This is a genomic window from Streptomyces sp. NPDC050433 (assembly GCF_044458565.1).
In the GTDB taxonomy this organism is placed as follows: Bacteria; Actinomycetota; Actinomycetes; order Streptomycetales; family Streptomycetaceae; genus Streptomyces.
Genome location: NZ_JBITIB010000024.1, coordinates 7,320 through 21,107 on the forward strand (window position 1 = coordinate 7,320; position 13,788 = coordinate 21,107).

The window sequence follows — 13,788 nt, forward strand, 5'->3', positions numbered from 1 at the left end:
CCGTACCCGGGTGTTCATTCCTCCATCCCCCCCCCCCCCCCGGCCACTTGGGCGGGGGGGGGCCCCCCGCCCCCCGCCTCTCTCATGTGCTGTGACTCTCCTCAGGCAGTGTCAGTCGGTGTTCTCCGTGTCGATGCCCAGACCCGGCAGCAGGTCCGGCAGCAGCGGCGGGATCGTGACGTCCGGGGCCGGGGGGATGGCGCCCTGGCCGGGCGCCGACGGCAGGCCGCCGCCCGACGGCGGGTTGAGCAGATCGCCGGGGGTGCCGGGCAGCAGCCCCTCGCTCTCCGAGGTTCCGGGATCCGACGGGCTCGGTTTCCCGGCGCCGTCCGGGCGCCCCTTGTCGGGGGGCGGCTTCGACGGCGACGGGCTGTGGTCCGTACCGACCGAGCCCGTGGAGTCCTTGGTGGCGCCGCCGGGGTCCTGCGAGTGCCGGTCCTTGTCGGGAGTACGCGGCAGCAGGGACTGCAACGGGGCGACGTCTTCGTCTATGGCGTCGAACACCGAGTTGACCTGGCTTCCCACGTCGCTGAGCTGCGGTGGCAGCCGGTCCCGCAGGCCGTTCCAGATGGCGCGGTGCGATTCGGAGAACGAGGAGAGCGTCGCGATCGAGTTGATCTTGCCGTCCTTCTCGTACGCCCGGTGCAGCAGCCGGTGGCCCTCGGTGGCGTCGTGCTTCATACCGTTCAGCGCGCGGCGGATCTCGCCGAGCGATTCATGGTCCAGCGCGCCGGTGCGGCCACGTTCCAGCAGTCGGCGGGCTTCGCTCAGCCGGGTCGAGGCATGGTCGAGGTAGAGACCGCCGCGGTCGGCGTCCTCCTCGGCCATGCCCAGCTTGAAGTCCTCCATCCCGCGCTTCAGCCCGTACAGCGAATCACCGGGCAGGGCGTCGGAACTGGCAGCGGCCACTCCACCGAAGGCGCCGGCGGCGACACCGACGGTGAGTCCTCCGGCCGCGAGCCCTTTCGACCAGCGAGCCCTCGGCTGGAGCTTCCGGAGCTTGCGGAGCGGGGACGCCCGGTGGGCTCCCCTTCCCGATGTCCGTCGCTGCTCGGGCACCGCAGGGCCCGTGGACGCGGCTCCGCCCGCCGTGCCCTCCAGCAGCATGGCCTCCATGGCGGCCACGAGCTGTGCTCGTTGCACCACTTTGACCTCGGGGTCCAGCGTGGGTCTCGGTAGCTCACCGAGACCGCTCGCCAGGGCCAACAGCCGCCCCTGCTCCGTCGGTTCGGCCGACGCGGCGGGCGGTTCCACCGCCGCGCCCTGGGGTGTCCGGTCTTCCAGGGCCTGGGCGAAGGCGTTCGCCCGCCGGTGTGCCGAGACATTCGCGATCACTGGCGGCACCTCCTCTCGTCATGACGATCGACTCCCCTGGGGGTTCGGAAGGTTTCACGCGTTGAGCGCATCCACAGGGAGCCTGCATCCCGCACAACGAGCGTCGCGGCACTTGGGTTACGCGCGAAAGATGATCGGACCAGTGTGTCATCGAGGCATCACCGACGGTGAGTTGAACGGGGTGCCGGGCCGGTGCCGAGGCGGTGGCCGACCGTCGGTGTCCGTTCGCCGGCCGTCAGCGGGCGTCCTCCGGGAGCAGTCGCGCCAAGGTGCGCACGGCCCGGTACTGCAAGGTTTTGATCGCTCCTTCGTTCTTGCCCATGACCCGTGCCGTCTCGGCGACCGAGAGCCCTTGCAGGAAGCGCAGGGTCACGCACTCCTGCTGCTGGGGGTTGAGTTTCCGTACGGCTTCCAGCAGCGCGGCGTTCGAAAGGGACTCAAGGACGGAGTCCTCCGGGCTGCGCTCGACCTCGTTGGCGTCGAGCATTTCGCCGGTGGTCACTTCCAGTCGGAAGCGGCTCGACTTGAAGTGGTCGGCGACCAGGTTGCGCGCGATCGTGACCAGCCAGGCGCCGAAGTCGCGGCCCTGCCAGGTGAACGTGGAGATACGCCGCAGGGCGCGCAGGAAGGTCTCACTCGTGAGGTCCTCCGCGGTCGCCTTGCTGCCCACGCGGTAATAGATGTAGCGGTAGACGGTGTCGCTGTACTGGTCGTACAGCCGGCCGAACGCTTCGGACTCGCCGGCCTGGGCGCGCTCGACCAGCTCCATCATGCGGGCGCTGTCGCTGTCCGCCGTGGGGCGGCGGACGGAGGTGGAGGCGGTGGCGGTGCTGCTCCGGCTTCCCCGTCTGCCGACCGCCGCACCGCCGTTCGCCAGGGCATAGCAAGGACCAATCGGGCCGCTCGCGGCAGGGGCCGCGGCGGCGTATGCGGGGACGGCGTACGCGGTGGGGACGAAGCCGCGCAAGCGGTCGATGACCGATGCGCGGAGCGTAGCCAGGCCCGAGGCGTCAACCCCGACGTGTGGGTACACGGGACTCCCAGAGGCAGAGCTTCCATCACGTTCAGTGCGGGACCTTTCACTCGTCGTGGCGACGTGTGGGGTCCGGTATGCGTCTGAGGAGAATAACGCTTCGTACAGGCAGCACTACACCCAGTTGCTCAAATCATCGATTACGTCGCTTCTGTTACGCCTATACGGCGAATCAAGTGGCACATCGTGAGCGGATATTGATCGTTTGGCGTCACGATGTGTCAGCGGGCGTGATCTGTTGTGCCTGAGTGCGTCAAGCGCGACGGGCCGTCAGGTGCGCCTGGTGCGTCAGCGACGGCGGCGGTGCAGGGCCACCGCGGCGGCCGTGCCGCCCGCCAGCGCGCCGACCCCGGCTGCCGCCGGGATGCCGACCTTGGCCGCCTTGCGGCCCGTCCGGTAGTCACGCAGCCGCCACTCGCGGTCCTTGGCGTGCTTACGGAGCTTGCTGTCCGGGTTGATCGCGTACGGGTGTCCGACCAGCGACAGCATCGGGATGTCGTTGTGCGAGTCGCTGTACGCCGCGCAGCGGTCCAGGTCGAAGCCCTCGGACGCGGCCAGCGCCCGTACCGCCTCGGCCTTCGCCGGGCCGTGCAGCGGCTCGCCGACGAGCTTGCCGGTGTAGACGCCGTCGACCGACTCGGCGACCGTGCCGAGCGCGCCGGTCAGCCCGAGGCGCCGGGCGATGATCGTGGCCGTCTCGACGGGCGCGGCGGTGACCAGCCAGACCTGCTGGCCGGCGTCGAGGTGCGCCTGGGCGAGGGTGCGGGTGCCCGGCCAGATGCGGTCGGCCATGTACTCGTCGTAGATCTCCTCGCCGATGGCCATCAGCTCGGCGACCCGGTGGCCCTTGACGATGGACAGCGCGCTGTCCCGCGCGTCCTGCATGTGCTGCGGGTCCTCGACGCCGGCGAGCCGGAACCAGGCCTGCTGCCAGGCGAACCTGGCCAGTTCGCGGCGCTGGAAGAACTTCCGCTTGTACAGCCCGCGTCCGAAGTGGAAGATCGCGGCGCCCTGCATGACGGTGTTGTCCAGGTCGAAGAACGCCGCGGCGCGTGCGTCCCCGAAGACGGGGAAGTCGGGCACGTCGGTGTCGGCGGTGTCTGTCGGTGCCGCGCCGACGCCGTCGATCTCCTGCGACGACTTGAGTCCTGCCTCTGCTGCGGCCTCACCCGCGAGCACGCTCCGTGCTGTCGCGGAGCGCTTACGAGGGGTGAGCCATCCCAGTGCGGCCATAGCGTGAGCATAGTCAGTCTGTTCGGTACTTCCGGACGCTCCGGGGTGCCGTCGGTGTGAACTCTCCGGGAAGGCGGAGGGGAAGGCGGCGGCAAGCGGCCGCGGGGCGGTCGCGGAACGACGGAGAATGGACGCCATGAGCCCTCTCCTGCGCCGTACGAAGAAGAAGCCCACCGAGCGCGTGGTGACGCTCGTCTCCAAACCCGGCTGCCATCTCTGTGACGACGCGCGCGCGGTCGTGGCCGCGGTGTGTGCCGATACCGGGGCGTCCTGGGAGGAGAAGGACATCACTGTCGACGAAGAGCTGCATCGCGCCTACTGGGAGCAAATTCCGGTGGTGCTCGTGGACGGTGAACAGCACACGTTCTGGCGGGTGGACGCCGATCGGCTCCGCAAGGAACTGGGGGCCTGACAGAAAGACGGTTACGATCGGGGGCGCTTTACCGAGCCTTTTCCGGGGAGCCGGGGCGACCGGCTCCGGCCGGCGCGGAGGAAGCGGTCTCGGGGGCGTGGTCATGAGGAGTTGTGCTGTTTTGCCCCCATCATGGGTTCAACGGGCCGGTGCGGTCGAGGGTTCCAAGATCCCTCGTTCGGGTCGCGTGACCCCGGTCACTTTGCACGGACAAAGCGGACACAATCTTTGTGCACGCGTTCACAAAGGCATAACCTGCACAGGACGGGGCGGTCCTTGGACATACGGCCGCCTGCAGCCCCGCTCATCCCGCAGGAGCACCGTGGCAACTGGCCGAACTCACCGACCGGCGACCCGTAGCCGAGGAATCCCCGAGGCCACGGTCGCCCGGCTTCCGCTGTATCTGCGGGCGCTCACCGCGCTTTCCGAGCGCTCGGTACCGACAGTGTCGTCCGAGGAACTGGCTGTGGCCGCCGGGGTCAACTCCGCGAAGCTGCGCAAGGACTTCTCGTATCTCGGCTCCTACGGAACGCGCGGTGTCGGGTACGACGTCGAATACCTCGTCTACCAGATCTCCCGTGAACTCGGCCTCACCCAGGACTGGCCCGTCGTCATCGTCGGTATCGGCAACCTCGGTGCCGCGCTCGCCAACTACGGCGGATTCGCCTCTCGCGGCTTCCGCGTCGCCGCGCTGATCGACGCCGACCCCGAGATGGCCGGCAAGCCGGTCGCCGGGATGCCCGTCCAGCACACGGACGAGCTGGAGCGGATCATCAGCGACAACGGCGTCTCCATCGGCGTCATCGCGACCCCGGCGGGCGGTGCGCAGCAGGTCTGCGAGCGTCTTGTCGCCGCCGGCGTCACCTCGATCCTCAACTTCGCGCCGACCGTGCTGACCGTGCCCGACGGCGTGGACGTACGGAAGGTCGACCTCTCGATCGAACTCCAGATCCTCGCCTTCCACGAGCAGCGCAAGGCCGGTGAGGAAGCCGCCGCCGAGGCCGGTACGCCGCCGCCGATACGCTCGACCGCCACCGGCCGGAAGGGACCCGACGGGGAAGTCCCCGCCGTGATGCCGGCATGAGTCTTCTGGTCGTCGGGCTGAGCCACCGCAGCGCGCCCGTGAGCGTGCTGGACCGGGTGTCGCTGTCCCCGGACAGCCGGATCAAGCTTCTTCAGGACGTGCTGGCCGCCGAGCCGGCCACCGAGGCGGCCGTCCTCGCCACGTGCAACCGGGTCGAGCTGTACGCGGACGTGGACAAGTTCCACGCGGGCGTCGCCGAGCTGTCCACGCTCCTCGCCCGGCACAGCGGTGTCGGGCTGGAGGAGCTGACCCCCTATCTCTATGTGCACTACGAGGACCGCGCCGTCCACCATCTCTTCTCGGTGGCGTGCGGGCTGGACTCGATGGTCGTCGGCGAGGGACAGATCCTCGGGCAGATCAAGGACGCGCTCGCGAGCGGCCAGGAGCTGCACACCGCGGGACGCCTCCTCAACGACCTTTTCCAGCAGGCGCTGCGGGTCGGCAAGCGCGCCCACAGCGAGACCGGGATCGACCGGGCCGGGCAGTCGCTCGTCACCTTCGGTCTCGAACAACTCGCCGCCGGCGCCGAGGTCACAGGCTGGGCCGCCGGCCGGCGGGCGCTGGTGATCGGCGCCGGATCGATGTCCTCGCTCGCCGCCGCGACGCTCGCCCGCGCGGGCGTCGCCGAGATCGTCGTCGCCAACCGCACCGCCGCGCGCGCGGACCGGCTGGTGGCGATCCTGAACGAGCCCGGCGGTACGGGAGTCAGGGCCCGTGCCGTCGAGATGGGCGCCGTCGACGGCGAGTTGACACGTGCCGACATCGTCGTCTCCTGCACCGGTGCCACCGGCCTCGTCCTGACCGCCGCCGCCGTCGAGACGGCCCTGCACGGCGGCCGTGAACTCGCGCTCCTCGACCTCGCCATGCCCCGCGACATCGACGCGGCCGTCCACCGCCTCGGCGGCGCCCGGCTGATCGACATCGAGTCCCTGGCCGACGCGTCCGCCGACGCCCCGATGGCCGCCGACGTCGACGAGGTCAAGCGGATCGTCACCGAGGAGGTCGCGGCCTTCGGCGCCGCCCAGCGCGCCGCCCACATCACCCCGACCGTGGTCGCGCTGCGCGCCATGGCCGCCGATGTCGTCACCAACGAGATCGCGCGGCTCGAAGGCCGGCTCCCCGGCCTCGACGAGCGGCAGCGCGCCGAGATCACACAGGCCGTACGCCGCGTCGTCGACAAGCTGCTGCACGCCCCGACCGTGCGGGTGAAGCAGCTCGCGGGTGAGCCGGGCGGAGCGGGTTACGCGGACGCGCTGCGCGAACTCTTCGACCTCGACCCGCAGACGGTCGCCTCCGTCAGCCGGGCCGACCGGAGCGAGGCCGGCCGCACTGAGGCCGGCCGGCACGAGGTCGCCGACCGGAACAAGGTCGACGTGAAGAACCGAGGGCGAGTATGACCGAGAAGACACTGAGACTGGGGACCAGGCGCAGCAGGCTCGCCATGGCCCAGTCCGGGCAAGTGGCAGACGCCGTCAGGGAGTTGACCGGGCGCGCCGTCGAGCTGGTGGAGATCACGACGTACGGCGACACCTCCCGTGAGCAGCTGTCCCGGATCGGCGGCACCGGCGTCTTCGTCACCGCGCTGCGCGACGCGCTGCTGCGCGGCGAGGTCGACTTCGCCGTCCACTCGCTCAAGGACCTGCCCACGGCGCAGCCCGAGAACCTGACTCTGGCCGCCGTACCGCGCCGCGAGGACCCCAGGGACGTGCTGATCGCCCGCGACGGGCTGACGCTCGACCGGCTGCCGCACGGCGCCAGGATCGGTACGGGCTCCCCCCGGCGTACGGCGCAGCTCAACGCGCACGCCCGAAGCCACGGCCTGCTCATAGAGACCGTGCCGATACGCGGGAACATCGACACCCGTATCGGCTACGTCCACGAGGGCCGGCTCGACGCGGTCGTGCTGGCCGCGGCAGGTCTCAACCGCCTCGGCAGGACCGACGAGGTGACCGACTTCCTGTCGGTCGACTCCGTCCTGCCGGCCCCCGGCCAGGGGGCGCTCGCCGTCGAATGCGCGGCTTCCGATCCGGAACTCGCCGCCGCACTCGCCGGCCTCGACGATCCGCACACGCGGATCGCCGTCACCGCGGAACGTTCCCTGCTCGCCGCCCTGGAGGCCGGTTGCAGCGCACCTGTGGGTGCGCTGGCCGACCTGCTGGGCGACGGACAGGACACGCGATTTGTCAACGAACTGCGCCTGCGTGGCGTCGTCGGCACGACCGACGGCTCGACGCTCGTGCAGTTGTCCATCACCGGTCCCGTACCCACGTCGCACGGCGACGCCGTCGCGCTCGGTCGCGAACTCGCGTCCGAGATGCTCGCCAAGGGTGCGGCCGGTCTTATGGGGGAGCGAGCACTTTGAGCCCCATCGCCGACCATCCGGCCGTCCACGCATCAGGGCACGTCACCTTCCTCGGTGCCGGACCCGGGGATCCGGGTCTGCTGACACTCCGCGCCGTCGAGGCGCTCGCGGGGGCGGAGGTACTGATCGCCGAGCCGGATGTGCTCGAAGTCGTACGCGGCCATGCCCGTCCGGGTGTGAGCACGCCTGAGATCACGATTGTTGACGATGCGTCAACAGCCGCCGGTATCCCAGCGATCAGGGATGCCGTCAATCTTGTCATGGAGGCCGCGCGCGGCGGCAAGCGGGTCGTCCGTGCGGTGACCGGGGACCCCGGTCTCGACGGCGACACCGGCGCCGAGATGCTGGCGTGCGCCGCCGCGGGCATTCCCTTCGAGGTCGTGCCCGGTATCGCCGCCGCCGTGGGGGTGCCCGCCTACGCGGGTGTGCCGCTGCGGGACGCGCAGGGCACCGACATCCGCTTCGTCGACAGCCGTACGGCCGACGAGCGCTGCTGGACCGAACTCGGCGCGAGCGATGCCACGGTGGTCGTCTCGGCGACGCTCGACACGATCGCCGCGACCGCCGGTGAGTTCGTCGCCGCGGGCCGCAAGCCCGACACGCCGATGACGGTCACCGTCGCCGGTACGACGACGCGGCAGCGCACCTGGACCGCGACGCTCGGCACGATCGCGCTGACGCTGAAGCAGGCGAAGGTCCTGCCCTCTGCGTCCGGGCATCAGCCGGTCATAGCCGTGGTCGGGGAGCGCAGCGCGCCCGCGCAGCGCGACCAGCTCGCGTGGTTCGAGTCGAAGCAGCTGTTCGGCTGGAAGGTGCTCGTCCCACGTACGAAGGAGCAGGCCGCCTCGCTCTCCGACCAGCTTCGGTCGTACGGCGCCGTACCGCACGAGGTCCCGACCATCGCGGTCGAACCGCCGCGTACGCCCCAGCAGATGGAGCGCGCGGTCAAGGGGCTCGTCACCGGGCGCTACGAGTGGATCGCCTTCACGTCGGTCAACGCGGTGAAGGCCGTCAGGGAGAAGTTCGAGGAGTACGGGCTCGACGCCCGTGCCTTCGCGGGGATCAAGGTCGCCGCGGTCGGCGAGCAGACCGCCGCCGCGCTGGTCGACTTCGGCGTCAAGCCGGACCTGGTGCCCAGCGGTGAGCAGTCCGCGGCCGGGCTGCTGGAGGACTGGCCGCCGTACGACCCGGTCTTCGACCCGATCGACCGGGTGTTCCTGCCGCGCGCCGACATCGCCACGGAGACGCTGGTCGCCGGGCTGATCGAGCTGGGGTGGGAGGTCGACGACGTCACCGCCTACCGGACGGTGCGCGCGTCGCCGCCGCCCGCCGAGACGCGTGAGGCCATCAAGGGCGGGGGCTTCGACGCGGTGATGTTCACGTCGTCGTCCACCGTGCGGAATCTGGTCGGCATCGCGGGCAAGCCGCACAACGTGACCGTCATCGCCTGTATCGGTCCGGCGACCGCCAAGACGGCGGAGGAGCACGGGCTGCGGGTGGACGTGCTGTCGCCGGAGCCGTCGGTGCACAAGCTCGCCGAGGCGCTGGCCGCGTTCGGCGCGCAGCGCCGGGAGGCCGCGCGGGAGGCCGGAGAAACGGTCACCCGGCCGAGCGAACGGCGACCGGGGTCGAGGCGGCGGCGTACGACGTAGCGCACTGGTGCGAGGGAGCCGTCCGCGCTCGCGGGGGACGCGGCGTAGCGTGGACGGGTACGTCAGCGACAGCTCTTTCGGATCTCTCGGACCACGAGGCGACTCACCATGACTGTGTACGGTTCCTTCCCCAGTGCCCGGCCCCGTCGGCTGCGGACGAGCCCCGCGATGCGGCGCATGGTCGCCGAGACGCGGCTGCACCCGGCCGATCTGATCCTGCCCGCCTTCGTGCGGGAGGGTGTCTCCGAGCCCCTGCCGATCTCGGCCATGCCCGGTGTCGTCCAGCACAGCATGGACACGCTGCGGAAGGCGGCGGTCGACGCGGTGTCCGCGGGTGTCTCCGGGATCATGCTGTTCGGGGTGCCGGAGGACGCGAAGAAGGACGCGGTCGGGACGGCCGGGACCGACCCCGAGGGAATCCTCCAGGTGGCGATCCGCGCGGTGCGTGAGGAGGTCGGCGACGATCTGGTGATCATGTCCGACCTGTGCCTGGACGAGTACACCGACCACGGCCACTGCGGGGTGCTCGACGCCGCCGGGCGCGTGGACAACGACGCGACGCTGGAGCGGTACGCGGAGATGGCCCAGGTGCAGGCCGACGCGGGTGTCCATGTGGTGGGCACCAGCGGGATGATGGACGGTCAGGTCGGCGTGACCCGCGAGGCGTTGGACACGATCGGCAAGGAGGACGTGGCGATCCTGGCGTACGCGGTGAAGTACTCGTCCGCGTTCTACGGCCCGTTCCGGGAGGCGGTCGGCTCCTCGCTGACGGGCGACCGCAAGACGTACCAGCAGGACCCGGCCAACTCCCGTGAGTCCATGAGGGAGTTGGCGCAGGACCTCGAAGAGGGCGCCGACATGGTGATGGTGAAGCCGGCCGGGCCGTATCTGGACGTGCTGGCGAAGGTCGCCGCCGAGGTGGCCGTGCCCGTCGCCGCGTACCAGATCAGCGGCGAGTACGCGATGATCGAGGCGGCGGCGGAGAAGGGCTGGATCGACCGGGACAAGGCGATCCTGGAGAGCTTGACCGGGATCAAGCGGGCCGGCGCGGGGATGATCCTCACGTACTGGGCGACGGAGGTCGCGCGGGGGCTGTGAGGCGCCCGCGCGACCTCCTCCCGTGGGGGGGTCTGTGCTGGTACCGGCTACCAGGTGAGGGCGTCGGCCATGGTCGCTTGCCAGTAGGAGACCGACGTGTCCGCGGTGGTCGCCGTTCCCTTCGGGAGGGTGAGGTTCGCGGCCGAGCCCACCGACCCCTGGTTGTCGCGGCCCGAGAAGGCGACGCTGAGCTTGTACGCCGCGGTGGTCGGGGCGCCGTCGACGCCGCCCAGCGCGATCGAGGCGTAGGCCGACTGGCCGGGCGACAGGGTGACCACGGCCTGCGGCTGGCTGTCCTCGTTGATCTGGGTGACGGCCTGGGCGTCGTCGAAGCCGAGGAGGGGTGCGTAGTAGGCGTGGCAGGTGCCGCTGCCGGTGTTGGTGGCGGTCACCAGCAGGTGGTTGAGGGGCCGGCTGACCTTGGTGACGGTGACCTTGGTGTTGGACCCGGTGCAGGTGGTGGTCTTGGTGCTGCCCTTGCCGGAGCTCTTGTCGCTGTCGCTGCCGCTGCTGTTGGCGTTGCTGCCGCTGTCGTCGCCCTTGCCGTTGCCGTTGCCGTTGTCCGCCTTCTGGTCGGCGGGCGGCTGCGGCTTGTCGCTCGCCTTGGCGTCCGGCGCGTCCGTGGCCGTGGCCGTGGCTGCCGTGGAGCCGGGCTCCGGGGCGGAGTTGACCACATCCTCCGGCCCGCAGGCGGTGAGGGCGAGTGCGGCCACGAGCGCGGTGGTGGCGGTGGTGGCGGAGCGGAATCGAAGGTTACGCATGAGTGTCTGTCTCCCGTTGTGGTGGTGCGGTCAGTAGCGGTTGATGAGCACGAGCAGCACGGCTGTGCAGGTGATGAGTACGCAGACGGCCACGGCATCGACGAGGCTGTCGCGGAGGCGGGTTCGGATCGCTCCTCCTCGTTCGGCGGGTGCTGCACTCACCTTGCGGGTCGGTCGGAAGCGGCCGCAATCGGCAAGGGACAATGAGGGAAGCTGGAACGCTGAGACGGCTGTGACCTGCGGGAACAAAGTTTCCCTGGGACGCGTTCCTGGAACGGCCAAGCACTGTGGCACACGTACGTGGAGGGGAACCGCGAGTGGCGACGACCGAATCCAGAGCTTTCGCCGAACTGCTCACCGAGCTGAAGAACCGCTCCGGACAGAGTTACGGCGCGCTCGCCGCGAAGCTCCATGTCAGTACGTCCACGCTGCACCGCTACTGCAACGGCGACGCCGTGCCGGCCGACTTCTCGACGGCGGAGCGGTTCGGGCGTCTGTGCGGGGCGACGGGCGAGGAGTTCGTGGAGCTGCACCGGCGGTGGATCCTCGCGGACGAGGCGCGGCGGCGGTCGCGGTCGGCGGCGACGGCCGCGCCGGAGGCGAGTGCTGAGGCTGTTCCTGCCGCCGCCGTCCCGGACGCCGAGCCCGCCGAGAGCTCCGATTCGGCCGAGGGGTCGGCGCCCGATCCCGGGCCCGGTCCTGATCAGCCTGCCTCGCGGAGCAGGAAGCGTCTGTACGTCACCCTCGCCGCCGCGGCGGTCGTCGTGGCCGTCGCCGTCCCCGCTCTTGTCTTCGGCCCGCTGAACGATCCGTCGACCGACCGTTCATCCGCCGCGTCCGACGTCTCGGATGGCGGTACGCCGTCGTCGGCCCCGCCGTCGTCATCGCCCTCGGGATCACCTTCCCCCGGCAAGTCGCCCTCGTCCGACGCCTCTCCCTCGGCGCGGGAGACCCCGAAGGGCAAGGAGGGTGGCGGCGACGCCGGGGGTGGGGGTGGGAAGGGAGCGGTAGGCGGGGTGCCGGTGACGGTGAACACCAGGCCGTACGCCTTCGAGAGCCCGTGCACTCAGCGCTATCTGATCGACCGCCCCTCGACCGAGGTCCCCCCGCCCCCCAACGAGCCGGACGCGCCCGGCTGGGTCGCCGCGCTCGGCGCGGTCTCCAGCGGCAGCCAGTTCATCGAACTGGCACTCCAGGGCACCGGGAGCGACACCGTCGTACTCAACGACCTGAACGTGCGCGTGGTGGGGAGCGATGCGCCGCTCGCCTGGAACGACTTCGGCACGGGCGTCGGCTGCGGCGGCGGTGTCACGACCAGGGCGTTCAGCGTGGACCTGGACGCGGGCCGCCCCAGCGTCGAACCGCAGGGCGGACAGCGGGACTTCCCGTACAAGGTGAGCGAGTCCGACCCGGAGGTCTTCTATATCACCGCGAACGCCTCGGCCCGCTACGTCAGTTGGTACCTGGAGCTGGAGTGGTCCAGCGGCGGCCGGAAGGGCACGCTCCGTATCGACGACCAGGGGAAGCCGTTCCGTACGAGTGGTGCGAAGGGGCGACCGTCGTTCGACTACCCGCTCGGGGGCGACTCGAAGTGGGAGACGGCAGCCGTGAACGACCCGGACCAGTATCCCTAGGGAGCTGTTCGCATCGCCGGAGGTGCGCACCTATCTTGGTGGCCCCCGACCGCCGAGCCGGCGGCCGCCAGCTGCGGCGCCGACTCAGCGGGTGGCCAAGCGATCCAAGGCGCGGCGGATCTCGATGCGCATCTGATCATTTCCGGTGTGGCCCGAATCGACCCTGGCGCTGTACGAGCCGGGCGCACCGTTGATCTCGTGGGCGACGACGGCGTTCTCCCACTCACACCAGTCGGCTGCGGCCTTGGCCCGCACCTCCGGATCGGGGTCCTCCATAAGCTGGTTGAAGGCGGCTGCCATCTCGATGCCGTTGGTCGCCTCTGGAGCGACGGCGTGGAAGCGCTCGAACGTGGCCGGGATGTACCGCCGAACGCCCCAGTCCAGCCAGTTGATCTCCGAGCGGCGCGTCATCGTCACCCCCCATGAGGATGATCTCGGACACGCGCCCGGTGTGCTGCTGGCTCGCATGTGGTCGGCGACGGCCCAGCCGGGGCCGCGACGCCGACTCGGTGACTCAGCCGTTCGGGTACATCCGGGCGACCAGTTCCGTCCGCTTCATCCCCCACTGTGCGTTCATGTCGTGGACCAGGTACAGATCGCGGCGCCGGGTCCACGGCTGCCCCGACTCGGGGTCGTAGGTGTCCGGCATGGTGAAGCCCTTGGGGGCGAAGGCCGTCATGCCACGGCCCTCGGTCGTCAGCACACAGCGCTTGATGTGGTCGCGCCAGCCGACAACACCCGCCGTCCCCGGCCCGCCCGGGTTGGACTTCCGCTTCTCCGCGACCTGCGCCGCGACGCCGTCCGTGCTCAGATAGGTGATCGTGCCGTCGTCGGCGATCACCGGATCGATGGCGATGACCTGCGACATGTTGTACTTCGTGGTCAGGAAGTGCGCGATCTCCCACTGCGCGTACACCGGCAGTGTGCGCTTGGCCCTGATCTGGGCCACCACGCCGGCGAGCAGTTCGTTCATCGGACCGGGATCGGCGAGCACCTTCGCCGGGTCGCCGCCGTTCGCGGGCGGCCGATTACCGAAGGCGTAGGCGATGATGAAGTCGACCTCGCCGATCGGTGCGGTGGCGGGGGTCCAGTCGAAGCCGATGTCGAAGATCCAGGCAGCCACGGCCCGGGCCGTGTCCCGATCTTGAAGCTCACGCTCCAGGGCAGCAACCATGTCGCGCCGA

14 protein-coding genes are annotated in these 13,788 nt (G+C 70.3%); 7 read left to right on the plus strand and 7 right to left on the minus strand.

Annotation, left to right across the window (positions count from 1 at the left end):
* Positions 1-111 precede the first annotated feature (111 nt).
* The 3 genes from ACIBLA_RS26530 to ACIBLA_RS26540 all read right to left on the minus strand — a co-directional run bounded on the left by ACIBLA_RS26530 (position 112) and on the right by ACIBLA_RS26540 (position 3,601).
* The gene (locus ACIBLA_RS26530; RefSeq protein WP_399200097.1) at positions 112-1,335 is read right to left on the minus strand and encodes a DUF5667 domain-containing protein; all 1,224 of its coding nucleotides are present in this window, start codon (positions 1,333-1,335) and stop codon (positions 112-114) included.
* A gap of 235 nt (positions 1,336-1,570) precedes the next feature.
* Complete coding sequence (locus ACIBLA_RS26535; RefSeq protein ID WP_363243369.1) at positions 1,571-2,368, minus strand: ECF subfamily RNA polymerase sigma factor, BldN family; 798 nt, start codon at positions 2,366-2,368, stop codon at positions 1,571-1,573.
* Positions 2,369-2,656: 288 nt separating this feature from the next.
* A complete protein-coding gene (locus tag ACIBLA_RS26540) occupies positions 2,657-3,601 on the minus strand; it encodes an HAD-IB family hydrolase (RefSeq protein WP_363243370.1) in 945 nt (314 codons plus the stop codon).
* Positions 3,602-3,737: 136 nt separating this feature from the next.
* On the opposite strand from ACIBLA_RS26540, the gene ACIBLA_RS26545 reads away from it, so the two are divergent.
* The 6 genes from ACIBLA_RS26545 to hemB all read left to right on the plus strand — a co-directional run bounded on the left by ACIBLA_RS26545 (position 3,738) and on the right by hemB (position 10,209).
* Entirely contained in the window at positions 3,738-4,013 is a 276-nt protein-coding gene (locus tag ACIBLA_RS26545; protein ID WP_363243371.1) for a glutaredoxin family protein, read from the plus strand.
* 322 nt (positions 4,014-4,335) lie between these two features.
* Positions 4,336-5,097: a redox-sensing transcriptional repressor Rex gene (locus tag ACIBLA_RS26550; RefSeq protein WP_363243372.1), complete on the plus strand. Its 762-nt coding sequence runs from the start codon at positions 4,336-4,338 to the stop codon at positions 5,095-5,097.
* On the plus strand, positions 5,094-6,494 hold the full coding sequence (locus tag ACIBLA_RS26555) for a glutamyl-tRNA reductase (RefSeq protein ID WP_363243373.1): 1,401 nt from the start codon (positions 5,094-5,096) through the stop codon (positions 6,492-6,494). The genes ACIBLA_RS26550 and ACIBLA_RS26555 overlap by 4 nt, the downstream gene beginning before the upstream one ends.
* On the plus strand, positions 6,491-7,459 hold the full coding sequence (gene hemC, locus ACIBLA_RS26560; RefSeq protein ID WP_363243374.1) for a hydroxymethylbilane synthase: 969 nt from the start codon (positions 6,491-6,493) through the stop codon (positions 7,457-7,459). The genes ACIBLA_RS26555 and hemC overlap by 4 nt, the downstream gene beginning before the upstream one ends.
* Positions 7,456-9,111, plus strand: coding sequence for a bifunctional uroporphyrinogen-III C-methyltransferase/uroporphyrinogen-III synthase (locus ACIBLA_RS26565; protein WP_363243375.1), 1,656 nt, complete (start codon positions 7,456-7,458; stop codon positions 9,109-9,111). The genes hemC and ACIBLA_RS26565 overlap by 4 nt, the downstream gene beginning before the upstream one ends.
* Before the next feature lie 108 nt (positions 9,112-9,219).
* Positions 9,220-10,209, plus strand: coding sequence for a porphobilinogen synthase (gene hemB / locus ACIBLA_RS26570; protein ID WP_363243376.1), 990 nt, complete (start codon positions 9,220-9,222; stop codon positions 10,207-10,209).
* Positions 10,210-10,256: 47 nt separating this feature from the next.
* Here the strand turns inward: hemB and ACIBLA_RS26575 are convergent, their stop codons facing one another.
* Complete coding sequence (locus ACIBLA_RS26575; RefSeq protein WP_363243377.1) at positions 10,257-10,970, minus strand: DUF4232 domain-containing protein; 714 nt, start codon at positions 10,968-10,970, stop codon at positions 10,257-10,259.
* A gap of 30 nt (positions 10,971-11,000) precedes the next feature.
* Positions 11,001-11,132 (minus strand): hypothetical protein, encoded by a 132-nt coding sequence (locus ACIBLA_RS26580; protein ID WP_329383497.1) that lies wholly within the window; start codon positions 11,130-11,132, stop codon positions 11,001-11,003.
* Positions 11,133-11,287: 155 nt separating this feature from the next.
* Between ACIBLA_RS26580 and ACIBLA_RS26585 the strand changes: the two genes are divergently transcribed.
* The gene (locus tag ACIBLA_RS26585) at positions 11,288-12,604 is read left to right on the plus strand and encodes a helix-turn-helix transcriptional regulator (RefSeq protein WP_363243378.1); all 1,317 of its coding nucleotides are present in this window, start codon (positions 11,288-11,290) and stop codon (positions 12,602-12,604) included.
* A gap of 84 nt (positions 12,605-12,688) precedes the next feature.
* On the opposite strand, the gene ACIBLA_RS26590 is transcribed toward ACIBLA_RS26585, so the two are convergent.
* Together ACIBLA_RS26590 and ACIBLA_RS26595 are read right to left on the minus strand one after the other, a co-directional pair.
* The gene (locus ACIBLA_RS26590; RefSeq protein WP_363243379.1) at positions 12,689-13,021 is read right to left on the minus strand and encodes a hypothetical protein; all 333 of its coding nucleotides are present in this window, start codon (positions 13,019-13,021) and stop codon (positions 12,689-12,691) included.
* 97 nt (positions 13,022-13,118) lie between these two features.
* Positions 13,119-13,727, minus strand: coding sequence for a hypothetical protein (locus ACIBLA_RS26595; protein ID WP_363243380.1), 609 nt, complete (start codon positions 13,725-13,727; stop codon positions 13,119-13,121).
* Positions 13,728-13,788 lie beyond the last annotated feature (61 nt).

Excerpts from the sequence above, each read along its gene's own strand:
- ACIBLA_RS26575 (WP_363243377.1), bottom strand. The coding sequence starts at position 10,970 with ATGCGTAACCTTCGATTCCGCTCCGCCACCACCGCCACCACCGCGCTC.
- ACIBLA_RS26555 (WP_363243373.1), top strand. The coding sequence starts at position 5,094 with ATGAGTCTTCTGGTCGTCGGGCTGAGCCACCGCAGCGCGCCCGTGAGC.
- hemB (WP_363243376.1), top strand. The coding sequence starts at position 9,220 with ATGACTGTGTACGGTTCCTTCCCCAGTGCCCGGCCCCGTCGGCTGCGG.
- ACIBLA_RS26545 (WP_363243371.1), top strand. The coding sequence starts at position 3,738 with ATGAGCCCTCTCCTGCGCCGTACGAAGAAGAAGCCCACCGAGCGCGTG.
- ACIBLA_RS26540 (WP_363243370.1), bottom strand. The coding sequence starts at position 3,601 with ATGGCCGCACTGGGATGGCTCACCCCTCGTAAGCGCTCCGCGACAGCA.
- hemC (WP_363243374.1), top strand. The coding sequence starts at position 6,491 with ATGACCGAGAAGACACTGAGACTGGGGACCAGGCGCAGCAGGCTCGCC.